The following is a 20,304-nucleotide window of genomic DNA, read 5'->3' as shown; positions in this document are numbered from 1 at the left end:
GCATGCCGTTGCAGACACTGCTCGATGCCCTGTTTCCGCATGGGCATGCCATTGCGGTGAGCGATTCGGTGCTGACCGGCAGCGCCACCACCGACAACGGCGATGTGACTGTGATCGGCACCGCCAACAAGCTCGAGGTGGGCGTGGACCACGCACTGGCACTGGCCGAAACGGTGCTGGCCAGCACCGCCGCGCATCCGCAGCAACCGATCGTGATGCTGGTCGACACCGCCGGCCAGCGCCTGGCACGCCGCGACGAACTGCTCGGCATCAACGGCTGTTTCGCGCACCTGGCGCAGACGCTGGATCTCGCGCGTCGACGTGGCGCGCGACTGGTCACGCTGGTCTACGGTGAATCCGTCAGTGGTGGCTTCCTCTCGTTCGGGCTGATGGCCGACCACATCCATGCCCTGCCGGATGCGCAGGTGCGGGTGATGGACCTGCGCGCGATGGCCCGGGTGACCAAGCAGCCGCTGGATAAACTGCAGGCGCTGAGCCAGACCTCACCGGTGTTCGCACCGGGCGTGGAGAACTACGTGGCGATGGGTGCGGTGGAATCGTTGTGGGAGGGTAATCTTGCCCAGCACCTTCTGCAGGCCCTGCGCACGCCCGCCCATGGCGACCGCCGCGCAGTGCGCGGAGCCGAACGTGGCGGGCGCATGCTTGCCGCACGCGTGGCTGAAGCCGTGAGCCAGGGCGATGCCTGAGCGGCTGCCCCGACATACGCTGGTCTGGCTGTCAGCGCACGCCGGCTGGCAGGCGGACATCGCCGCGCATGAGTCGCGCTTGGCCGACTGGTTTGCACAGGGCCGGCCGGCCATCGTCGCGCGGCGTGCCGCCGACGATGCCGATCCACGCCTGCGTCTCGGCGTGCCGCTGCCGCCCGCCGAGGACAAACTGCGCCTGGCCCTGCGCGTGCCAGCACACGATGTGCTGCGCACCACGCCGCCGCCGGCACTCCAGGCGGTGCTGAAAGGCGACGTTCCGCAGGACTGGCGGCGGCCCCTTGAAGTGCTGCAGAACATCGCTGAGGCGCGCGTATTCGGTGCCTTCGCGTGGCAGCACCTTACTGGCCTGCGCTATGTGCACGCGCGCTCGGACGTCGATCTGCTGTGGCCGATCGACACCACCGCGCAGGCCGATGCCCTGGCTGCACGGCTACAGGCATGGGAAGCCGAACACGACCGGCGGGTCGATGGCGAGCTGTGCCTGGGCGGCGACGCCGCCGTGAACTGGCGGGAGTACGCCGGACGCAGCCGCGAGGTACTGGTCAAGCGCCTCGATGGTGCCGCACTGGAACTCCGCGATGCGTTGTTCGCCTCCGCCGGGGTGAGCGCATGAACGCCGTCGTGCAATCGGCAGTCAGGCCGGCAGCTGCCGTGGACAGCGCGCGTCTGGGGCGCCTCGCCGTCGCCAGCCTGCATGCGGAGCTGGCGCTGGCACCCAAGCCCGGACTGGTCACGCCATTCGACAGCGGCAGCCATCACGACATGGACGCCGGCACGTTCCTGCGCAGCCTGTTCGCACTGCGCCACTACTTCACCGCCGTGGCCCGCCTCGGTGCAGCCGGGACGGACTTCGACGCCTTGCGCCGGTGTGGCATCGCCGCCGAGATCGCGATGCTGCGCGCGACCGCCGGCGTCAATACCCATCGTGGCGCGGTCTTCAGTCTCGGCCTGCTGGTGGCGGCCGCCGCGGCCTGTCGCTCCCGCCTGGGCCATGCCGCCACGGGCGAGCAGGTCTGCCAGGAAGTGTGCCGCTGGTCTGCCGAGCTCGCCGACGCACCTCTGGATGCGAACAGCCCTGGCCAGCGCGCGCGCGCACGGCACGGCGTGCAGGGTGTGCGCGAACAAGCGGCCACCGGCTATCCGCTGCTGCGCGGCGTGGCATTGCCTACTATGCGTCACGCGCTGGCCAGCGGCCTGCCACGCGAGGCCGCGATGTGCCAGACCCTGATGCAGCTGATCGCGTGCGTGGATGACCTCAACCTGCTGCACCGTGGCGGCGCCGACGGCCTGCGCTGGGCCCAGCGGCAGGCCCGCACCTTCCTGGAAGCGGGCGGCACCTTCGCGCCGGACTGGCGGACACATCTGCGTCGCATCGGTGATGGCTTCGTCGCGCGCCGGCTGAGCCCGGGCGGCAGCGCAGACCTGTTGGCCTGCAGCGGGTTCCTGCTGCTGCAGGAGCGCGCATGAGCCTGGCCCTGCTCTGCCCCGGCCAAGGCGCGCAGCATGCAGCGATGTTCGACCGCGTGCGCGATCTTCCGGCTGCGCGCCACACCCTTGATCGGGCCAGCACGGTGCTCGGCCGCGATGTGTTTTCCGCCGCGGCGGCCGACGACCGTTTCGACAATGCGCAGGCACAACCGCTGCTGTGCGCGGCCACTCTGGCTCAGTGGCAGGGGCTGCGCGACAACGTGCCAACGCCGACGCTGGCCGCCGGCTACAGCATCGGCGAGTTGGCCGCGCATGCCATCGCCGGTAGCTTCGATGCGGCCACCTGCCTTGCCCTGGCGGCGCAGCGCGCGCAGTTGATGGACGGCGCCAGCCCGGCCGATGCAGGCCTGCAGGCGGTACTTGGCCTGGAGCGCCATGTACTGCAGCCACTGTGCGATCTGCACGGTGCGTACGTGGCCATCGCCAATGGGCAGGACCATTTCATCGTGGGCGGCACGCACGCCGCATTGCAGCGGCTGGCCGGTGCCGCACGGGCGCAGGGTGCCGGCATCCGTCCGCTGCCGGTGCACGTGCCTGCACACACACCGTTGCTGGCGGCGGCGGTAGCACCGTTTGCTGCCGCACTCCATGCCTCGCCACTGCAGGCCCCACGCCTGCCGCTGCTGGCCGGCATCGATGCGCGACCGGTGCGGGATCGCGCAATGGCGGTCCACACGCTGTCGGCGCAGCTGGCGCAGACCATCGAATGGGCGCAGGTGATGCGCCAGGCCTTCGAGCGCGGCGCGCGGGTTTTCCTGCAGCTGGGCCCGGGCAACGCGCTGGCGCGCATGGTCGCACCGGCCTATCCGTGCTGCGAAGTGCGCGCGGTGGAAGAGTTCCAGAGCCTGGAAGGCGCCGCGGCGTGGGTCCGCAGTGCGCTGGAGCGGCTGCAGTAACGGGTTCGAGCAGTACGTATCACGCAACACGCAGTACGTCGCCTTACCCCGGGGATGGCGGGTCTCCATCCGCGCTGTACGTGAGTCACGTGTCTGGGAGGGCGCATGAGTCCACAAATCGCAACGATCATCGGCCTGGTGATCATGTTCATCGTCGCCACGGCGATGCCGATCAACATGGGCGCGGTCGCCTTCGCGTTGGCCTTCATCATCGGTGGGCTGTGGGTCGACATGGGCGGCAAGGAGGTCCTGGCCGGCTTTCCCGGCGATCTGTTCCTGACCCTGGTCGGCATCACCTACCTGTTCGCCATCGCGCAGAAGAACGGCACCATCGACCTGCTGGTGCACTGGGCTGTAAAAGCCGTGCGCGGCCATATCGTGGCCATCCCGTGGGTGATGTTCGTGATCACCGCGGTGCTGACCGCGTTCGGTGCGCTGGGCCCGGCGGCGGTCGCGATCATCGGTCCGGTCGCGCTGCGCTTTGCCAAGCAGTACAACATCAACCCACTGATGATGGGCCTGCTGGTCATCCACGGCGCACAGGCGGGCGGCTTCTCGCCGATCAGCGTGTACGGCAGCATCACCAATGGCGTAGTGCAGAAGGCCGGGCTGGAAGTGACCGAGATGGCGGTGTTCCTGACCAGCCTGGGCTTCAACTTCATGATGGCGACGATCTGCTTCTTCGCCTTCGGTGGCATCGCCCTGCTGCGTCGCGGCTCGATCACCGCGGCAGGAACGATCGGCAATGCCGAACTGGCGATGGCCGGTGGCCCGCAGGCGTCGTCGCGCCAGTTCGCGATCGAAGGCCATGGCGCGCTGGTCGCAGCAGGCGGCGGCACGCTCAGCAATGATCCGGCGGCACTGGATGCGGTGGGCCTGACCCGCGAACGGTTGTTCACCCTGATCGGCCTGCTCGGCCTGGGCGTGGCCGCGCTGATCTACAACCTCAACGTCGGCCTGGTCTCGATCACCGTCGCGGTGGCGCTGGCGCTGCTGTCGCCACAAAGCCAGAAGGGCGCGGTCGATGGCATCAGCTGGTCCACCGTGCTGCTGATCTGTGGCGTGGTGACCTACATCGGCGTGCTGGAACATGCCGGCGCGGTGGACTTCATCGGCAATGGCGTGTCCGACATCGGCATTCCGCTGCTCGGCGCGCTGCTGGTCTGCTACGTCGGCGGCATCGTCTCCGCATTCGCCTCGTCGGCCGCAGTGCTGGGCGCCACGATTCCGTTGGCGGTGCCGTTCCTGATGCAGGGTCACCTCAGCGCCGCCGGCGTGATCTGCGCGCTGGCGGTGTCGTCCACCATCGTCGATGTCAGCCCGTTCTCCACCAATGGCGCACTGGTGGTGGCCTCGGCAGCGAAGGAAGAGCGCGAAACCCTGTTCCGCCGCTTCCTGGTCTACAGCGGTCTTGTGGTGGCGCTTGGACCGCTGCTGGCCTGGCTGGTATTCGTGGTGCCCGGCTGGATGTAACCGCCCAGCGGTAGTGCCGGCCGCTGGCCGGCAATCCCATGAAGCCATCCAGCGATCACGGGTTGCCGGCCAGCGGTCGGCACTACCTGGCGGTACACTTCCTCCATGGCCATTGCCCCGCCCCGCGATCACCGAAGAAGCGCGCGCCTCTGTATGAAGAGGTGGCCGACCACGTGCGCGAGCGCATCTACGACTACCGGCTGCCGCCGGGCGAGTGGATCGACGAGCCCGCGCTGTGCGAAGAACTGGGCATCAGCCGCACGCCGCTGCGCGAGGCGTTGAAGCTGCTGGCCGCCGAAGGCCTGGTACAGATCGACGCAGGTCGTGGCAGCCGGGTCACCCGGTTGACGCTGGAAGACCTCAACCAGCTGTTCCCGGTAATGGCCATGCTGGAAGGCCGTTGCGCACACGAGGCGGTCAGGCACATCGACGATGCCGGCGTGCAACAACTGGAGGCCCTGCATGCGGCGATGGAAGCGGCGGCGGCCGAGGGCAACATTGCCGAGTACTACCGCAACAACTACCTGATCCACGAAACCGTGCAGCATTACGCGGGCAATCCGTGGCTGATCCGCATCACCCACGACCTGCACCGCATCCTGAAGATGCATCGCGGCCGCCAGCTGCTGACCCCGGGCCGCACGGCGCAGTCGCTGGCCGAACACCGCGAGTTGATGGAGTGCTTCCGCCGCCGCGATGCGCAGGCTGCCGAACGCACCATGGAGCGCCATCTGCTCAGCCAGGGCCAGGCATTGGCCGCCTATGTGGCAGCGGGCGGGTTGTTGAACGTGCCAGCGCCCTTGCCGACCGAAGGCGGCGGTTGAGCGGATGAGGTTGCCGGCCAGCGGCCGGCACTACCGGCCGCAGCCAACCGCTGTTCTGTAGAGGCGGTTGAGCGGATGAGGTTGCCGGCCAGCGGCCGGCACTACCAGGGCGTGACCTCGGCTGGGTAGTGCCGGCCGCTGGCCGGCATCCTGGAACATCTCGTCAATCGCCACCACCGCAGCTGCCGCCGTCACCGCTGCCACCGTCGCTGCTGCAGTCGGAGCTGCTGTGACTTTGATGGCTGTAGCTGTCGCCGGATTGGCCGCCCGGATGATCGTAGCCATCGCCGAAACTGTTGTCGCCCCGGATCCCGGAGCCATCGGCCGTAGCCACCGCCATGCACAGGATGGCGCCGACCAGCGGCAGCAGCCAGACCAGCAGCAGCTGCACCGTCCGGCCACCCGCCGACAGCCCATCACGCCTGACGATCACCACGGTGGCCACCACGTTCAGGCCCAGCACCAGCAGGACCAGCAGAAGGGCAACGATCAGCATTCGGCGACTCCATGCCTGGACTGGAGGCATTATGGCCTGCCACCCCGGCAATGGCCCTGCCTGTCATGAAGATGGGACAATGTGGGGGCGCGCCGGCCTGCCCCGTGGCCGCCGGCGCCCCTCGCACCACACGGAAGAAGAAGAACAACAACATGCTGAAAGTCATTTTCGATACCGACCCGGGCGTCGACGACGCCCTGGCCCTGCTTTACCTGCACAAGCACGCCCAGATCGACCTGATCGGTGTCACCACCACCTTCGGCAATGCCTCGGTGGAGTCGACCACGCACAACGCGCTGTACCTGAAGCAGGCCTGGGGCTTCGCCGCCCCGGTCGCGCGCGGTGCCGATGGCCCGCTGCAGCCGGAAGCCACCCCGGAAGCGTGGCCGGTGCACATCCACGGCCACAACGGCCTGGGCAACCACCCGGTGCCGGCCAGCCTGGACGTGGCCGCCGATGCCCGCCCGGCCCATCAGCTGATCATCGATCTGGTCCGCGCCCATCCGGGCGAAGTGACCCTGGTCGCGGTCGGCCGCATGACCAACCTGGCCTTGGCCCTGCAGCAGGCCCCGGACATCGCCGGCCTGGTACGCGGCGTGGTGATCATGGGCGGCGCCTTCCACGTCAACGGCAACATCACCCCGGCCGCCGAGGCCAATATCTGGGGCGATGCCGAAGCCGCCGACGTGGTGTTCACCGCCAGCTGGCCAGTCACCGCGATCGGCTTGGACGTGACCACCCGCGTGGAAATGGACCGTGACGGCCTGGATAAGCTGGCCACCATCGGCGGTGCCGACGCCGAGCTGGTCCGTGCGCTGTCGCAGGATTACGTGGACTTCTACCTGCAGGCCGGCCACAAGGGCATGGTCGTGCATGACTGCTGCGCGTGCATCGCGCTGACCCGCCCGGAACTGTTCCAGTTCGAGCGCGCCAGCGTGCGCGTGGCCACCGACGGCGTCGCCCGCGGCATGACCATTCCCAAGCCGGAAGGCCTGGCATTCGGCCCCAGCGTGTGGGACGGCCACGTGGTGCAGTCGATCGCCATCGGTGTGGATGCGGCCGCGGTACTGGCCGACATCGAGCAGACCCTGAAGGTCTGACCGGCTAGCGCCTGGCCCTGCCCGGGACCGTCTCGGGCAGGGTCCACAGCACCGGCAGCACCAGCACCGCCACCAGCGCGATCATCGCGCCCGGCGCCGCCGCCCAGCCGCTGCGTTCCACCCACCATTGCGCCAGCCACGGCGTCGCACCGCCGAACACCGCCGTGGCCATGGTTACCCCCAGTGCCAGCCCGCTGACCCGGCCTTCGCCGGGGAACTGCTCTGCCGTGGCCGGGGCCGCCACCGCGCTTACACCGCCGGCCACGCAGGCCAGCAGCACCGCCGCCAGCACGATGCCCAGCGCCGTCGCCTGTGCCATCCACGCAAACAGGGACAGCGGCAGCAGCGCTGCCAGCACGGTCAGGCCCAACAACACCGGACGTCGTCCGATGCGGTCCGACAATGCGCCACACAGGGGCGTGATCGCGATCACTGCCACCGCCGCGATCGTCGACAGCCACAGTGCGTCACCCTCATCGTGGCCCTGCGCGTGCAGGAATGCAGGCACATAGGTGATGCCCACGTAGTAAGTGATCGATCCCAGCGCCGAAATCGCGAACGTGCGCGCCACCGCCAACGGATGATGCCGCAGCACATGCCGCAGTGGTGTGGCGGGAATGCTGCCTTCGCGGCGCTGGCGCTCGAACTCCGGCGACTCGTGCATGCCCGAACGCGCAATCAGGATCACCAGCGCAAGCGCGGCGCCGACGAGGAACGGAATCCGCCAGCCCCAACGGTCCAGCTGCGCGGTGGGCAGCAGCGCGACGGTAAGTGCAGAGATCGCCACCGCCAGCAGTGCGCCCACTTCGCTGGCCGCCGAAGCCAATGACGTAACCAGGCCGCGTCGGCGCGCCGGTGCGCTTTCCAGCAGGTACGCCACCACGCCGGTATATTCGCCGCCCACCGAGAACGCCATCACGCAGCGCAGCACCAGCAGCAGCACGCCGGCCGTGGCGCCTGCGGTGGCCGCGGTCGGCAGCAGCGCAGTGGCCAGCATTGCCGCTGCCATCAACGCCATCGACGCCAGCAACATCCAGCGTCGGCCGAGCCGGTCACCCAGGTGACCAAAGCACAGCGCGCCCAGCGGACGCATCAGGTAGGACACCGCGAAGCCGGCCAAGGTCACCAGCAACGCCTGCTCGCCACCGCCGAAGAACACCCGCGACAGCACCGTGGCGAAGTACAGGTACAGGGTGAAGTCGTACCACTCCACCACCGTGGACAGGCCCGCCACCCACATCGAGCGCTGCCGCGCCGCCGTCATTGCGTGTTCGCCTTCAACAGCCTCGGTCCCGGTTGGGCAGGTTCCGCGCAGCGTGGCATGGACAGGGTGAAATGCCGGTCATCGGCTGTCGGCTGCGTGCATGCACTGAGTTTCATGACCGGTGAAGCGCTCACCGCCAAGGCCGAAGCAGAAGCATCCTTGCTGGAACACAAGGCCGGGCAACTCAGCCCGGCAGCTGCAGTTCCGCCCGCAGGCCGCCACCCTCGCGGTTGTGCAACCGCAGCGAGCCGCCCAGCGACTGCGCCAGCTGCACCGCGATGGCCAGGCCCAGGCCGGTCCCGCCGGTATCGCGATTGCGCGAGCTTTCCAGCCGGTGGAACGGCGCCAGCACTGCCTGCAGCTGGCCCTCGGGAATACCGGGGCCACGGTCGGAAATGCTGATCCAGACCCTTCCGGCCTTATCGCGGCCCGCCTCGATCTCGGCGGCGCCGGCGTAGCGCAATGCGTTGTCGACCAGATTGCCGACCACGCGGCGCAGCGGCTGCGGCCAGGTCTGCACGACCAGTCCAGCGGGCGCACCGCCAGTGACCGGCTTGCCCATGTCCTCGTAGTCGCCGACCACACTGGCGAGGAACGCGCCCAGGTCCATCGACACCGGCGCGCCAGCGGCAACGTGGCTGCTGCGCGCATAGGCCACGCCCTCACACACCAGCTGCCCAAGGTGATCGAGGTCGGCCAGCAGGCGCTGCTGGGTGCTGTCTTCAGGCAGGGTCTCCACCCGCAGCTTCATGCGCGTGATGGGGGTCTGCAGGTCATGCGAGATCGCGGCCAGGATCTGCAGGCGCTCACTGACATGGCCACGAATGCGTGCCTGCAGTGCATTGAGTGCAGCCGCCGCGCCGCCCACTTCCGCAGGGCCATCTTCAGGCAGTGCAGGCCCGTCCTTGCCCGGCTGCAGATGCTCCACCGCATGCGACAGCTGCTGCAGCGGGCGCAGGGCCAGGCGCACCGCCAACCACGCGCACACCAGCAGCAGCGCCAGCTGCACCAGCAGCACGGCGGGCAGCCAACGTGCCAGCGGCAGGCCCGACGGAGTGACTTCAATGGTCAAGGGTGTGCCGTCGTGCAGGCGCAGTTCCACCTCGAACCGCTCCGGCAGGCGAGCCACCTGGCGCGCCTGCAACGGATAGCGGTGCTGCAGGCTGTCGTCGATGATCGCCGTGACCTGGCGTGCACGATCGGTCTGCAGCCCTGGTCCGGCCGCGGCCGGGCGCAGCAGGTAACGGTAGGTGCGCCGCTCCAGCCGCGGCACCCAGGCCTCACGCTGCGCCACAGGCAGGTGCTCCAGCAGCGCGACACTCACCGCCACATCCTCGTCGAGGTTGCGCAGCATCATGCTACGGGTGGACTGGTAGCGTTCGAAGAACAGCAGGCCGAAGGACAGCGCGTGGGCCAGGGTGAGTCCGCCCAGCAGGACCAGCAGCAGCCGCGCCGACAGCGTGCGCGGCCAGCGTGGACGGCGTGCGCAGGTGTTCATTCGTCCGGCCCCAGCAACTGCACCGGCACGCTGAACACATAGCCTTCGCTGCGCACGGTCTTGATGTAGGTCGGCTCGCGCGCGTCGTCACCCAGTCGCTGGCGCACGCGGCTGACCAGCAGGTCGATCGAGCGATCAAACAGTTCGGCATCGCGGCCCTGGGTGAGGCTGAGCAGCTGGTCACGGCTAAGCACCCGATTGGCGTGGTCGAGGAACACGCGCAACAGGCGGAACTCGGCGCCACTGAGCGGATACGCAGTGTCCTGCGCATCCAGCAGATGGCGCGCGGTGGTGTCCAGGCGCCACTCGCCGAAGGCGAGCTGGCGCCCGGCCTCGCTCACCTGCAGGTTCGGCGGCAGCATCTGCGTGCGGCGGATCACGGCGTTGATGCGCGCCAGCAGTTCGCGCGAGGAAAAGGGCTTGGTCACGTAGTCGTCAGCGCCCATTTCCAGGCCGATGATGCGATCGGTTTCGTCATCGCGGGCGGTCAGCAGCACCACCGGCACCGCACGATGCTTGCCGGCGCGCAGGTTGCGGCACAGGCTCAGGCCGTCCTCGCCCGGCATCATCACGTCCAGCACCACCAGATCCACCGCATGGGTATCCATCAGCGCGCGCATGGCCCGGCCACCGTCGGCCTGGCTCACGCGCAGGCCGTTGCGCTGCAGGTAGTCGGCCAGCATCTGGCGGATCTCGCTGTCATCGTCGACGACCAGGATGTGCGGTACATGGTTCATTGCGTTCTCGATGAAGACGGAGGCCAGGGCCGCGCTGCGCGGCCATGGTAGCGCGGCTCAAGGGCTGGCCAGCAGGCGCTGGATCTCGCTTTCGGTACGTGCGTAGTCGCCCTCGCCGTAATGGCGGTAGACCACCCGCCCCTGCCGGTCGAGCAGGTACAGCGCGGGCCAGAAGCGGTTGCCCCAGGCGTTCCAGATCCGGTACTGGTTGTCCTGCACCACCGGCCAGGTGATATCCAACCGCGCGATGGCCTTGCGCACGTTGCCGGGCAACCCTTCATAGGCGAATTCCGGCGTATGCACGCCGATCACCTTCAGGCCCTGCGGCGCGTAGCGTGCATGCCACTGGTGGACATACGGCGCCACGTTGAGGCAGTTGCTGCAGGTGTAGGTCCAGAACTCGACCAGCACCACCTGTCCCCGCAACTGCTTCAGTGTGAGCGGTGGGCTGTTGTGCCAGGGCCCGCCACCGTCGAACCCGGTGGCGGGAACGGCCTGTGCCGGCCGCGCATCGGCCTCCGGGCTGGGCCATGCCAGCAACAACACCGCTCCGCCCAGCAGGCCCAGCAGCAGCGGCCGTGCGTACCCTCGCAGTGCGGCCATCGCTCAGCCCCCCTGCTCGGCCAGCGGCAGCTCCACCGGCTTCACCCCCGCCGCTTCCAGGATGCTGTCGGCCACCTGCGCCGGATGCGAAAGCAGCGACACATGGCTGCTGCCGATCGATTGCAGCTGAGCACCGATGCGACGTGCGGTCGCGGCCTGCAGCTGTGGCGACAGCATGCGGTCATCACGGCTGAGCACGTACCAGCTCGGCTTGCTGCGCCAGGCCGCCACGTTCACCACCTCGCCCAGCGCGCTGGCCTTCAACGGGACCTGCGTGCTGTACAGCAGTGCGGCCGACTTTTTCATCACGTCCGGGGCGAAGTCCTGGGCGATGGCATCGGCCGGCAAGGTCAGGTAGCCATCCCTCTCCTGCAGCCGGGCCAGGCCCGGCCCGACCGGGAAGCCTTCGCCCTGTTGCGCCGAAGACTGCCCTGCATCCGGTGCGAAGGCCGCCACGTACACCAGCGCCTGCACCTTCGGGTCATTGCCCGCTTCGGTGATGACCGTGCCACCCCAGCTGTGGCCGACCAGCACCACCTTGCCAGGCGCGGCGGCAATCGCGCGGCGGGTGGCCGCCACATCGTCGGCCAGTGAGGTGAGCGGGTTCTGCACCGCCACCGCCGGCACCTTCCAGTCGTGCAGCGTGGTGAGGACCTTGCTCCAGCTGGAGCCATCGGCGAAGGCGCCGTGCACCAGGATGACGGTGGGCGGTGCAGCGGTATCGGCCTGGGTAGCGAAGGCGGGGGCGGCAGCGCCGGCCAGGGCGAGAGCGGCGGCAAGCAAGGAGGTACGGATCATGGGTGTCACTCCGGTGTTGGGAGTGGCCATTTCCGCCTGCCGGTGTATCGGCGCTGTTTCTCCGTGGCGCGGAGTTGTACCGGACTGTAGGGCGCAGGCGGGTTTCTACACTGGGATACATTTGCGCGACGGGCCAGGCCGGCTACTACCGGCCGGACATCGTTCCCCGCCCGCGTGCGCACAACGCCCCGATGTGCATCCACGCATCGTCTTTGTATCGGACTGTACGAAACCCCGGTCGCGGCCACAGTCGCTGACAAAACCCCGGGCAACGGCACACGTTGCCGATACCTGCACCGCCTGGAATGGCCTCCATCGACCACTGGCCCGCAGGACACCACCATGATCAGCACCGCCTCTTCCGTGTATACCCCCCGCCTGGACGCCGTCGGCCGCTGGCTGTCGCCATTGGCGCTGCGCACCCTGCTGGCCTGGGAGTTCTTTGAGTCCGGCCGCGAGAAGCTGGGCGGCCAGAACTGGTTCGCCGACCTGGAAGGTCGCTTCCCGTTCCCGTTCTCCACCCTGCCCGCATCGTTGAACTGGCAACTGGCCACCTGGCTGGAACTGGTGGGTGCGGTGATGCTGCTGCTCGGCCTGGCCACGCGCTCGGTGGCCTACGTCTTCTGGGTGTTGACGGTGGTCGCCATCGCCGCCGTGCACTGGCCCGACCAGTGGAACGGCCTGGGTGAACTCTGGCAGGGCTACGCGATCACAGACCAGGGCTACGGCAACTTCAAGCTGCCGCTGCTGTTCCTGGCCATGCTGCTGCCATTGATCCTCAACGGCGGTGGCGCGCTCAGCGTGGACCGGCTGCTGGCCGGCCCACAGCATGCCCCCGTCGGCAATGACGGCCTGGGCTGGGGCGTCAGCCTGATCGCCCTGTTGCTGCCGGTTGCCGCGCTGTTGCCCGGCGTCGGCTTCGGCGGCGCCCTGCTCGGTGGCGTGCTGCTGCTGGGCTACGCGCTGCGCCGTCGTCGCACCGTCTGACCTGCTTCGCCCCTTCCCGCGCTTCTTCCTTTCGTTTCCGTCGCCTTCAGGCGGCGTCCATCCCGCACGCCTGGCGTGCCATCCCCAAGGAGTCACCACCATGTCCGTCTCGACCAAGAACACCCCCTCCTCCCGCCTGCCGCGCATTGGTGCCATCGGCATCGCCCTGGCCGGTGGCCTGCTGCTGGCCGGCCAGGCCGCAGCGATCCAACCGCTGGCGATCAGCGCCGTCGCCATGGGCGCCGCCGCCGAAGGCAAGTGCGGCGAAGGCAAGTGCGGGGCCAACAAGGCCACCACCGGCAAGCCCGCCGGCAAGGCCAAGGTGGCCGAAGGCCAGTGTGGCGAAGGCAAGTGCGGCGATGCCTCGTTTGCCCGCACCGACCGTGACCACGACGGCAAGGTCTCGCGTGCCGAGTTCAACGCGGTGGCCGCCAAGCGTGCCGCCGAGTTCGACCGCATCGACACCGACCACGACGGTTACATCAGCGAACAGGAAGCGCACGACTACCTGCGCAGCGTCTACACCGCCAACGGCAAGCCGATGCCGAAGGGCCTGTTCTCCCGCGTTGCCGATTGATCGACGTCCAACCGGCGCTGCCTTCAAGGCGGCGCCCTCTCTCTGGAGCATCCGCCATGTCCCTGCCCTGCCCTCCAATGCCGCCGGTCTTGGCCTGCGCCGTGGCCTGATCGACGAACTGCTGGCAATGCCGGCCGGCGCCATCGACTTCCTCGAAGTGTCCCCTGACAACTGGATCGGCGTCGGCGGTGCACACGGCGCCGCGCTGCGCCAGCTCAGCGAGCGCCACCCCCTGACCTGCCACGGCCTGTCGCTGTCGCTGGGAGGTCCTGATCCGCTGGACCGCACCCTGCTGGCACAGACCCGTGCCTTCCTCGACCTGCACCAGGTGCAGCTGTACAGCGAACACCTGAGCTACTGCGCCGCCGGCGGACATGTCTACGACCTGCTGCCGCTGCCGTTCACCGCCGAAGCCGTACAGCATGTCGCCAGTCGCATCGCCCAGGTGCAGGACATGCTGGGCCGGCGCATCGCCGTGGAGAACATCTCCTACTACGCCGTTGCCGGCGCGGACATGAGCGAGATCGACTTCATCAACGCCGTGCTCGCCGAAGCCGACTGCGACCTGCTGCTGGACGTCAACAACGTCTTCGTCAACGCCTGCAACAACGATTACGACGCTTTCGAATTCCTGGCCCGCGTGCCGTCCCACCGTGTTGCCTCGCTGCATGTGGCCGGCCATTTCGATGAAGGTGATGGCTTCAAGATCGACACCCACGGTGCCCCGGTGAAAGGCGTGGTCTGGGCGCTGTTGCGCGAGGCCTATGCGCGGGTCGGCGTGCGCCCCACGCTGCTCGAACGCGACTTCAACTTTCCGCCGCTGGCGGAGTTGCTGGCCGAGGTCGCGCAGATCCGCCAGGCGCAAGCCGAGGCACGCTGGCCCGAGGTGGCCCATGGCTGAGTCGCTGGCTACCCTGCAACGGCGCTGGGCCGATCATGTGCGCGACCCAGCAATGGCCGCACCCGACAGCGTCGAGGCGGGCAGGCTGGCGGTATACCGCCGCCTGTGCATCGACAGCCTGGACGCCCTGCTGGCCGGCAGCCTGCCGCGCCTGCAACAGCAGTTGGGCACGCCACACTGGCGCGACACAGTGGAGCACTACTACGCCCACCACGCCTGCCAGACCCCGTTGTTCCCACAGATCGCCGGCGAGTTCACGGCCTGGCTGGCAGTGCAGGACGCGCTGGCACTCCCGGCCTGGGCAGCGGAACTTGCGCACTACGAGAGCACGCTGCAGTCGCTGCGCATTGAAGCGCGTGACGCCGGGCAGTCGCTGCACAGCGTTCCCGAGGGCAGCGATGTGCTGGCGGTTTCGCCGCTGGTGCGGGTGCTGGGCTACCGATGGCCGGTGCATGAGGACGAGGCCCTGGAGCCGGTGCCGAGCGCTGCGCCCACGCTGCTGCTGATCCGGCGCCTCGCCGATTTCAGCCTGCAGGTCGAGCAACTGTCGCCGCTGGCCTACGCGCTGCTATCGATCTTTGGTGACGACGGCGCAGCTGTGGAAGCAGCACTCCGGGCGCTGTCCGAGGCACATGGCGTGGCAACGGACGCATTGCGCGCGGCCTGCGCGCCCGTACTGGGCGAGCTGTGTGCGGCGAGCGTGCTGGTTGTGCCGAACGACTGTTGAGGGTGCCGGCCAGCGGCCGGCGCTACCCACTCATCGCCCGGCCAGCGGTCGGTGCTCCCCATTCCTGCTTCGAGGTCTCACCATGCCTGCTTCCAACACTTCCTTCCTGCACGGCTGGCGCCTGTTTGTGGCCATGGCCGTGGTCCTGATCGCATTCGCGCTGGCGGCCTTCGCCCTGTATCCCGATGCAGCCGAAGGCAGCCGTGCGGCGATACGGGTCACTGCACGTACATCGTTCCTGTTGTTCCTGGCGGCGTTCACCGCATCGTCGTTCGCCAGTCTTCTGCCCGGCCCATTCACCCGGTTCCTGCTGCGCGAACGGCGCACCGTCGGTTTGTCCTTCGCGTTTTCGCACCTGCTGCATGCCATCGCCATCACCAGTTTCGGCATCCTCAACCCGGCGTTCTGGCCAGCACGATCCGCGCTGGCCAACCTCCCGGGCACGGTGGGCTACATCGCCATCGTGGCGCTGGCCATCACCTCGCATCGGGGGATCGCCCGCCGCATGGGCCCCACCGCTTGGCGTCGCCTGCACCTGACCGGCATGTGGATCATCGCGGCGGTGTTCACCTACTCGTACTTCAAGCGCGTGCCAGGCAACTTCTGGTATGCGGTGCCGTCGGCCCTGCTGTTCACCGCCTTCGTGGTGCGCTGGATAGCCAAGCGGGCGCAGTCACTGCGGCGCAATGCGCATGCGCGGCCACCGCTGCGGAGTTCTTGAGGAGGCGGTTACTTGTGGAGCCGAGCCCATGCTCGGCTGCCTTTCTGGTTCAGCCGAGCATGGGCTCGGCTCTACAGAGGGATCCCAGCGCGATAGGCAGCGAACTCCCTGCGCAAAGGGACCTGCCCCACTTCAGGTCACAGCGCGCGGCGCAATGTCACCAGGGTGATCTCCGACGGCACGCCGATGCGCGCCGGGAAACCGGCCCAGAGGCCCGCACCGTTGCCCACGTACAGCGTCATCCCATCCACGTCATAGCGGCCGGAGACAAAACCGCCATTGGCGCGCTTCACCAGCTGGTCCATGCCGATGATCTGCCCACCGTGAGTGTGCCCGGACAGCTGCAGCTTCACCCCTCGCGCCGCCGCCTCGCGTGCATTGCGCGGGCGATGATCGAGCAGGATCACCGGCGCGGACGGATCGGCACCCTCCAGTGCAGCCTGGAGATCCGGCAGCGGCAGGCCGTAGCGTGCCGCCACCGGGTCGGTGACACCGGCGATGGTGAGCGCCGCATCGCCGCGTCGTACCTGCAAATGACTGTTCTCCAGCACCTGCATGTGCAGCGCGCGGAACGCCTGCATCCATGCCTGGTACTGCGCGTAATACTCGTGGTTGCCGGTAATGGCAACGACACCGTCCGGCGCCCGCAGATCGGCCAGGGGTCGCGCGTCGTCGCGACGGGCCTCGACGCTGCCGTCGATCAGATCACCGGTGATCACGATCAGGTCCGGCTTCAGCGCGTTGCCCTGGTCCACCACCCTGCGCACCCAGTCACCTGTAAGCAGGCGGCTGGCATGGATGTCGGTCAGCTGCAGCACGCGATAGCCGTCGAACGCCGCTGGCAGCCCGGCAATGCTCACCTCGATCTGCCGCGGCTGGGGCACTGCCATGCCCTGGCTGACACCATAACCACTGACCAGCAGGGCCAGCACGCCGGCCGCCGGCCGCAGCTGCGGTGCACGCAGGGCCGATACCATGCGCGGCCAACGCAGCAGGCGCGAAACCAGCAGGCCGGCGTCCAGTACCAGCATCACCAATGCCAGCAGCAGCACCGCCGTGGAGCCGGTGGCCAGCGTGGCGATGGCCAGTTTCGGAATTTCCGGCGACGCCATCGTGCCCCAAAAGGTCGCCACGATGCGCAGCTGCACGGCCACAGCCACCATCAGCAGCGACAGCACGACCTTCAACCCGATGGGCATGCGCAGCGGCCAGAACAGGCGCCAGGCCACATACAGGCCCATCAACAAACCGATCGTACTCAGCACTGCAACCATCCATGACAGAAAGCGGGCCCGCCATGGTGACGGCTGCGGGCCATGTTGTGTAGAGCCGAGCCATGCTCGGCTGCATCCCCGAAGCCCAGCATGGGCTCGGCTCTACAACGGCTGGTCGAGGTGTTCCACCCGCAGGCGGGCAATGCGGCGCTTCTCCATCGCCAGCACGGTGATGCGCACACCCGCCACCTCCACCGCATCGCCGGTGTCCGGCAGCCGGCCCAGCTGCTCCAGCACCAGCCCGGAGATGGTCATGTAGTCGGCACTGCGTGGCAGCGATACGCCGGTCAGCCGCTGCAGGTCGTCCAGGGTCAGCGCACCGTCGGCCTCCCACTGGTCCTCGCCCTGCGCGACCACGCCATAGCGCTCGTCCTGGGTATCGACCAGATCGCCGGCAATCGCCGCCAGCAGATCGTTGGCGGTCACCAGGCCTTCCACGCTGCCGTACTCATCCACCGCCACCGCCAGCGGTACCGGATGCTGGCGGATCAGTTCCAGCGCCTGCAGCGCACTGGCGCTGGACAGCACGTACTGCGGCTCGCGCAGGTTGCCTTCCAGCTGCAGCGGCCTGCCCTGCAGCAGGTCAGCCAGCAGGTCGCGGCTCTGCACCACGCCACGCAGGCTGTCCAGGTCACCATCGCCCACCAGCAGCCGGGTGTGTGGCGATGCCACCAGGCGGGCCACCACATCCTCCTGGCCCCGCGCCAGGTCGATCCACTGCACATCGGCGCGCACGGTCATTACGCTCGACACCGGACGGTCAGCCAGGCCGAGCACGCTACGGATCATCTCGTGCTCGGCCGGCTGCAGGCGCTCTTCGGCATCTACCGGCTCGTCCACGCCGTCATCGGAATGGCCGTTGGCCGGGCGCGCCCCGAGCATGCGCAGCACCGCATCAGCGGTGCGCTGGCGGAACGGCTGGCGGCGCTCGTTGCGCTCACGATTGAAACGCACCCACTGGTTGAACGCCTCGACCAGGATCGAGAAGGCGATCGCGGCGTACAGGTAGCCCTTCGGGATCTTGTAGCCCAGGCCCTCGGCCACCAGGCTGAAACCGATCATCAGCAGGAAGCCCAGGCACAGCACCACCACGGTGGGATGCTTGTTGACGAAGCGGGTCAACGGCTTGCTCGCCAGCAGCATCAGCGCCATCGCGATGGTGACGGCGGCATACATCACGCCCAGGTTGTCGACCATGCCGACCGCGGTGATCACCGAGTCCAGCGAGAACACCGCATCGAGCACCACGATCTGCGCCACCACCATTGCGAAGCTGGCGTAGACCTTCTTGCCGTCTTCGTGGTGCGCGCGGCCTTCCAGCCGTTCGTGCAGCTCCATGGTGCCCTTGAACAGCAGGAACAGGCCACCGCCCAGCAGGATCAGGTCACGCCCGGAGAAGCTGTGCTCGAACAGCGTAAGCAGCGGCGCGGTCAGTTTCATGATCCAGGCCAGCGCCGCCAGCAGCACCAGCCGCATCAGCAGGGCCAGTGCCAGGCCGATCACCCGCGCGCGGTCGCGCTGGTGGGGCGGAAGCTTGTCGGCAAGGATCGCGATGAACACCAGGTTGTCGATGCCGAGCACGATCTCAAGCACGACCAGGGTTGCAAGGCCCATCCAAATCGAGGGGTCAGTCAACCATTCCATTTCAGGTCCGTTTCGTCAGTGGGCAAGGGAGAAGAAGAAACACTCAGTCTGCTTCCTGCGCCCGCGCCGGGTCGTACCCGAGCAGGTCGCCAGGCGTGCATTGCAGCTCCCGGCAGATCGCATCCAGCGTGGAAAAGCGGATGGCGCGCGCCTTGCCGGTCTTCAGGATCGACAGGTTCGCCAGGGTGATGTCGATGCGACCGGCCAGCTCGGACAGGGTCATGCCCCGTTCCTGCAGCACGCGGTCCAGGGTGATGACGATTGCCATCAGATGACACCGTCGAGGTCATCGCGCATCGCCGCGCCCACGGCGAAGACGCGTGCCAGCACGAACAGCATCAGCACCGCCACCAGCCCGGTGATCGACATGCCGCCGCCTACCTCCATCCAGCTGAAGTCCGGGCCCATCCAGGCCGCGTAGGCGCCGATCAGGATCGACAGCAGCTCCATCGCCAGCATCAGCCACGCCATGCGTTGCAGTCGCTGCGCATTGGCGTGGGTGAACGGCCTTTCGCGCGCCGCCGATTTCAGCAGCCGCAGCAGATGGCGCAGGAACAGCAGGCACAGCACCAGCAGCGCGACGATCACAGCCAGCCCCAGGCAGAAGTGCAGGAACAGGGCGTTGCCGTGCGCAGCAGCGGCAGCGGCATCGTGGACGCTGTCGAGCAGCCAGCGACGGTCGTGCGCGACCAGCGGCACGGCCAGCAGTGCGGCCAGGATGCCCAGCCAGCACATCGCCCGGACGGCCTGGACGGCGGCCTGGGCCAGGATGAACAAGCCTCGCGCGGATCTGGCGCGGGCGGGACGAGCGGTCAAGCGGCCTCCGGCATTGGGACGGCCTCGCCGCCCCGGGGTGTATTTATCGATAAACGATATATCACAACCAGCGTGAAAGGCTGAATCGCGGGCATGGGCAGCCTGCGCGGCGCGGGGCCAGCGTTACCGACTGGGTGCAGCCTGTTCCAGCATCGCTTCGCCCGGCGTCACCGAGGCCATCGCCTGCACGCCGGCCTCGGCGGCCTGCCGCGTGACCAGCCGGAAACGCACCTGCAGCTTGGCCTGCCCGGGCGTGGCCCAGCCGTACTGGATCGCCACTTGGTCCGCCGACAACGGCCCACGGCCTGGCAGCGAGCGCGCCTGCAACGGCGTCGGCGCCGCCTGCACCAACCGGGCAAAGCCCTTCTGCACGACCGCCGCGTCGGCCTTTTCGGCGTAGACCGTGCACGTGCCATCGTCAGCCCAGCTGACTGCATAGCGGCCGCTGGCCAGCGGCACCATCCAGGCCACGCCCGACTGCCCCTGCAGCAACGTTGCCGCCTCGGCAGGCTGCAGCGGTGACAGCCCGTTGGATTCCATCAACGACTGCAACCGCGCTGGCGCGCCGATGTGCTGCATGCAAGCGGTATCGAACAACTCACTGAAAGGGTCCTGCGCCTGTGCGCTGGCCTTGGGTGCACGCGCAGGCTGCGCCGCCGCCAGGGCAGGCAGCAGGGCCAGGATCAGCCAGGAGGCAGGGCGCATTGGAACTCCAATGTACGGAACGCAGCGGGGAGGATGGCAAAGCCCGG

The 20,304-nt window shown here is 68.2% G+C and carries 23 protein-coding genes; 12 read left to right on the top strand and 11 right to left on the bottom strand.

All coding sequences use genetic code 11. The features are described 5' to 3' along the window. Positions 1–2: 2 nt before the first annotated feature. The 6 genes from mdcE (at position 3) to DL544_RS05320 (ending at position 5,409) form a co-directional block, all read left to right on the top strand. The gene (mdcE, locus tag DL544_RS05345) at positions 3–707 is read left to right on the top strand and encodes a biotin-independent malonate decarboxylase subunit gamma (protein ID WP_065178163.1); all 705 of its coding nucleotides are present in this window, start codon (positions 3–5) and stop codon (positions 705–707) included. Beyond that, positions 700–1,341 carry a malonate decarboxylase holo-[acyl-carrier-protein] synthase gene (gene mdcG / locus DL544_RS05340; RefSeq protein WP_065178129.1) on the top strand — a complete coding sequence of 214 codons (642 nt, stop codon included), beginning with the start codon at positions 700–702 and terminating at the stop codon, positions 1,339–1,341. The genes mdcE and mdcG overlap by 8 nt, the downstream gene beginning before the upstream one ends. Then, on the top strand, positions 1,338–2,195 hold the full coding sequence (gene mdcB, locus DL544_RS05335; RefSeq protein ID WP_065186001.1) for a triphosphoribosyl-dephospho-CoA synthase MdcB: 858 nt from the start codon (positions 1,338–1,340) through the stop codon (positions 2,193–2,195). Before mdcG ends, mdcB begins: the two co-directional genes overlap by 4 nt. After that, positions 2,192–3,112: a malonate decarboxylase subunit epsilon gene (mdcH, locus tag DL544_RS05330; protein ID WP_065196560.1), complete on the top strand. Its 921-nt coding sequence runs from the start codon at positions 2,192–2,194 to the stop codon at positions 3,110–3,112. Before mdcB ends, mdcH begins: the two co-directional genes overlap by 4 nt. Positions 3,113–3,217: 105 nt before the next feature. Beyond that, positions 3,218–4,585 (top strand): SLC13 family permease, encoded by a 1,368-nt coding sequence (locus DL544_RS05325; RefSeq protein WP_049445977.1) that lies wholly within the window; start codon positions 3,218–3,220, stop codon positions 4,583–4,585. 38 nt (positions 4,586–4,623) lie between these two features. After that, on the top strand, positions 4,624–5,409 hold the full coding sequence (locus tag DL544_RS05320; protein WP_255313061.1) for a GntR family transcriptional regulator: 786 nt from the start codon (positions 4,624–4,626) through the stop codon (positions 5,407–5,409). Between the two features lie 163 nt (positions 5,410–5,572). Here DL544_RS05320 and DL544_RS05315 read toward each other — a convergent pair whose 3' ends face one another. Continuing rightward, a complete protein-coding gene (locus DL544_RS05315) occupies positions 5,573–5,905 on the bottom strand; it encodes a hypothetical protein (RefSeq protein ID WP_065196562.1) in 333 nt (110 codons plus the stop codon). 152 nt (positions 5,906–6,057) lie between these two features. On the opposite strand from DL544_RS05315, the gene DL544_RS05310 reads away from it, so the two are divergent. Next, positions 6,058–7,005: a nucleoside hydrolase gene (locus tag DL544_RS05310; RefSeq protein WP_005415667.1), complete on the top strand. Its 948-nt coding sequence runs from the start codon at positions 6,058–6,060 to the stop codon at positions 7,003–7,005. A 4-nt stretch (positions 7,006–7,009) separates the two neighbouring features. Here DL544_RS05310 and DL544_RS05305 read toward each other — a convergent pair whose 3' ends face one another. The 5 genes from DL544_RS05305 to DL544_RS05285 all read right to left on the bottom strand — a co-directional run bounded on the left by DL544_RS05305 (position 7,010) and on the right by DL544_RS05285 (position 11,905). Then, positions 7,010–8,269, bottom strand: coding sequence for an MFS transporter (locus DL544_RS05305; protein WP_065178134.1), 1,260 nt, complete (start codon positions 8,267–8,269; stop codon positions 7,010–7,012). Positions 8,270–8,453: 184 nt separating this feature from the next. Then, the gene (locus tag DL544_RS05300) at positions 8,454–9,767 is read right to left on the bottom strand and encodes a sensor histidine kinase (RefSeq protein ID WP_139726810.1); all 1,314 of its coding nucleotides are present in this window, start codon (positions 9,765–9,767) and stop codon (positions 8,454–8,456) included. Next, positions 9,764–10,504 (bottom strand): response regulator, encoded by a 741-nt coding sequence (locus tag DL544_RS05295; RefSeq protein WP_005415664.1) that lies wholly within the window; start codon positions 10,502–10,504, stop codon positions 9,764–9,766. The genes DL544_RS05300 and DL544_RS05295 overlap by 4 nt, the downstream gene beginning before the upstream one ends. Positions 10,505–10,561: 57 nt before the next feature. After that, on the bottom strand, positions 10,562–11,107 hold the full coding sequence (locus DL544_RS05290) for a redoxin family protein (RefSeq protein WP_065178136.1): 546 nt from the start codon (positions 11,105–11,107) through the stop codon (positions 10,562–10,564). Positions 11,108–11,110: 3 nt separating this feature from the next. Continuing rightward, on the bottom strand, positions 11,111–11,905 hold the full coding sequence (locus tag DL544_RS05285; protein WP_005415662.1) for an alpha/beta fold hydrolase: 795 nt from the start codon (positions 11,903–11,905) through the stop codon (positions 11,111–11,113). A 342-nt stretch (positions 11,906–12,247) separates the two neighbouring features. Between DL544_RS05285 and DL544_RS05280 the strand changes: the two genes are divergently transcribed. The 5 genes from DL544_RS05280 (at position 12,248) to DL544_RS05260 (ending at position 15,818) form a co-directional block, all read left to right on the top strand. Beyond that, positions 12,248–12,892, top strand: coding sequence for an HvfX family Cu-binding RiPP maturation protein (locus DL544_RS05280; RefSeq protein ID WP_005415661.1), 645 nt, complete (start codon positions 12,248–12,250; stop codon positions 12,890–12,892). Positions 12,893–12,992: 100 nt separating this feature from the next. Next, positions 12,993–13,469, top strand: a complete 477-nt coding sequence (locus tag DL544_RS05275) for an HvfA family oxazolone/thioamide-modified RiPP metallophore (protein WP_005415660.1) — start codon at positions 12,993–12,995, stop codon at positions 13,467–13,469. Positions 13,470–13,536: 67 nt separating this feature from the next. Then, a complete protein-coding gene (locus DL544_RS05270; protein WP_479692444.1) occupies positions 13,537–14,370 on the top strand; it encodes an HvfB family MNIO-type RiPP peptide maturase in 834 nt (277 codons plus the stop codon). After that, positions 14,363–15,097, top strand: coding sequence for an HvfC family RiPP maturation protein (locus tag DL544_RS05265; RefSeq protein ID WP_065186007.1), 735 nt, complete (start codon positions 14,363–14,365; stop codon positions 15,095–15,097). The genes DL544_RS05270 and DL544_RS05265 overlap by 8 nt, the downstream gene beginning before the upstream one ends. Before the next feature lie 82 nt (positions 15,098–15,179). Continuing rightward, positions 15,180–15,818 (top strand): ferric reductase-like transmembrane domain-containing protein, encoded by a 639-nt coding sequence (locus DL544_RS05260; protein ID WP_065178140.1) that lies wholly within the window; start codon positions 15,180–15,182, stop codon positions 15,816–15,818. 137 nt (positions 15,819–15,955) lie between these two features. Here DL544_RS05260 and DL544_RS05255 read toward each other — a convergent pair whose 3' ends face one another. From DL544_RS05255 to DL544_RS05235, 5 genes are all read right to left on the bottom strand, one after another. After that, positions 15,956–17,092, bottom strand: a complete 1,137-nt coding sequence (locus DL544_RS05255) for a metallophosphoesterase (protein WP_139726809.1) — start codon at positions 17,090–17,092, stop codon at positions 15,956–15,958. A gap of 102 nt (positions 17,093–17,194) precedes the next feature. Next, a complete protein-coding gene (locus DL544_RS05250; protein WP_065186008.1) occupies positions 17,195–18,736 on the bottom strand; it encodes a TerC family protein in 1,542 nt (513 codons plus the stop codon). A gap of 43 nt (positions 18,737–18,779) precedes the next feature. Continuing rightward, positions 18,780–19,004, bottom strand: coding sequence for a helix-turn-helix domain-containing protein (locus tag DL544_RS05245; RefSeq protein WP_005415654.1), 225 nt, complete (start codon positions 19,002–19,004; stop codon positions 18,780–18,782). Next, entirely contained in the window at positions 19,004–19,471 is a 468-nt protein-coding gene (locus tag DL544_RS05240; RefSeq protein WP_032954010.1) for a DUF2975 domain-containing protein, read from the bottom strand. Before DL544_RS05240 ends, DL544_RS05245 begins: the two co-directional genes overlap by 1 nt. A 204-nt stretch (positions 19,472–19,675) precedes the next feature. Then, positions 19,676–20,257 (bottom strand): NMCC_0638 family (lipo)protein, encoded by a 582-nt coding sequence (locus DL544_RS05235; protein WP_005415652.1) that lies wholly within the window; start codon positions 20,255–20,257, stop codon positions 19,676–19,678. Between the last annotated feature and the right edge of the window lie 47 nt (positions 20,258–20,304).

The sequence above is a fragment of the Stenotrophomonas sp. pho genome (assembly GCF_006228405.1).
In the GTDB taxonomy this organism is placed as follows: Bacteria; Pseudomonadota; Gammaproteobacteria; order Xanthomonadales; family Xanthomonadaceae; genus Stenotrophomonas; species Stenotrophomonas sepilia.
This window is presented reverse-complemented; position numbering and strand designations above follow the sequence as displayed.

Coding starts and splice junctions, on each gene's coding strand:
- mdcE (WP_065178163.1), top strand. CDS start 3: ATGCCGTTGCAGACACTGCTCGATGCCCTGTTTCCGCATGGGCATGCC.
- mdcG (WP_065178129.1), top strand. CDS start 700: ATGCCTGAGCGGCTGCCCCGACATACGCTGGTCTGGCTGTCAGCGCAC.
- mdcB (WP_065186001.1), top strand. CDS start 1,338: ATGAACGCCGTCGTGCAATCGGCAGTCAGGCCGGCAGCTGCCGTGGAC.
- mdcH (WP_065196560.1), top strand. CDS start 2,192: ATGAGCCTGGCCCTGCTCTGCCCCGGCCAAGGCGCGCAGCATGCAGCG.
- DL544_RS05325 (WP_049445977.1), top strand. CDS start 3,218: ATGAGTCCACAAATCGCAACGATCATCGGCCTGGTGATCATGTTCATC.
- DL544_RS05320 (WP_255313061.1), top strand. CDS start 4,624: ATGAAGCCATCCAGCGATCACGGGTTGCCGGCCAGCGGTCGGCACTAC.
- DL544_RS05315 (WP_065196562.1), bottom strand. CDS start 5,905: ATGCTGATCGTTGCCCTTCTGCTGGTCCTGCTGGTGCTGGGCCTGAAC.
- DL544_RS05310 (WP_005415667.1), top strand. CDS start 6,058: ATGCTGAAAGTCATTTTCGATACCGACCCGGGCGTCGACGACGCCCTG.
- DL544_RS05305 (WP_065178134.1), bottom strand. CDS start 8,269: ATGACGGCGGCGCGGCAGCGCTCGATGTGGGTGGCGGGCCTGTCCACG.
- DL544_RS05300 (WP_139726810.1), bottom strand. CDS start 9,767: ATGAACACCTGCGCACGCCGTCCACGCTGGCCGCGCACGCTGTCGGCG.
- DL544_RS05295 (WP_005415664.1), bottom strand. CDS start 10,504: ATGAACCATGTACCGCACATCCTGGTCGTCGACGATGACAGCGAGATC.
- DL544_RS05290 (WP_065178136.1), bottom strand. CDS start 11,107: ATGGCCGCACTGCGAGGGTACGCACGGCCGCTGCTGCTGGGCCTGCTG.
- DL544_RS05285 (WP_005415662.1), bottom strand. CDS start 11,905: ATGATCCGTACCTCCTTGCTTGCCGCCGCTCTCGCCCTGGCCGGCGCT.
- DL544_RS05280 (WP_005415661.1), top strand. CDS start 12,248: ATGATCAGCACCGCCTCTTCCGTGTATACCCCCCGCCTGGACGCCGTC.
- DL544_RS05275 (WP_005415660.1), top strand. CDS start 12,993: ATGTCCGTCTCGACCAAGAACACCCCCTCCTCCCGCCTGCCGCGCATT.
- DL544_RS05265 (WP_065186007.1), top strand. CDS start 14,363: ATGGCTGAGTCGCTGGCTACCCTGCAACGGCGCTGGGCCGATCATGTG.
- DL544_RS05260 (WP_065178140.1), top strand. CDS start 15,180: ATGCCTGCTTCCAACACTTCCTTCCTGCACGGCTGGCGCCTGTTTGTG.
- DL544_RS05255 (WP_139726809.1), bottom strand. CDS start 17,092: ATGGTTGCAGTGCTGAGTACGATCGGTTTGTTGATGGGCCTGTATGTG.
- DL544_RS05250 (WP_065186008.1), bottom strand. CDS start 18,736: ATGGAATGGTTGACTGACCCCTCGATTTGGATGGGCCTTGCAACCCTG.
- DL544_RS05245 (WP_005415654.1), bottom strand. CDS start 19,004: ATGGCAATCGTCATCACCCTGGACCGCGTGCTGCAGGAACGGGGCATG.
- DL544_RS05240 (WP_032954010.1), bottom strand. CDS start 19,471: ATGTGCTGGCTGGGCATCCTGGCCGCACTGCTGGCCGTGCCGCTGGTC.
- DL544_RS05235 (WP_005415652.1), bottom strand. CDS start 20,257: ATGCGCCCTGCCTCCTGGCTGATCCTGGCCCTGCTGCCTGCCCTGGCG.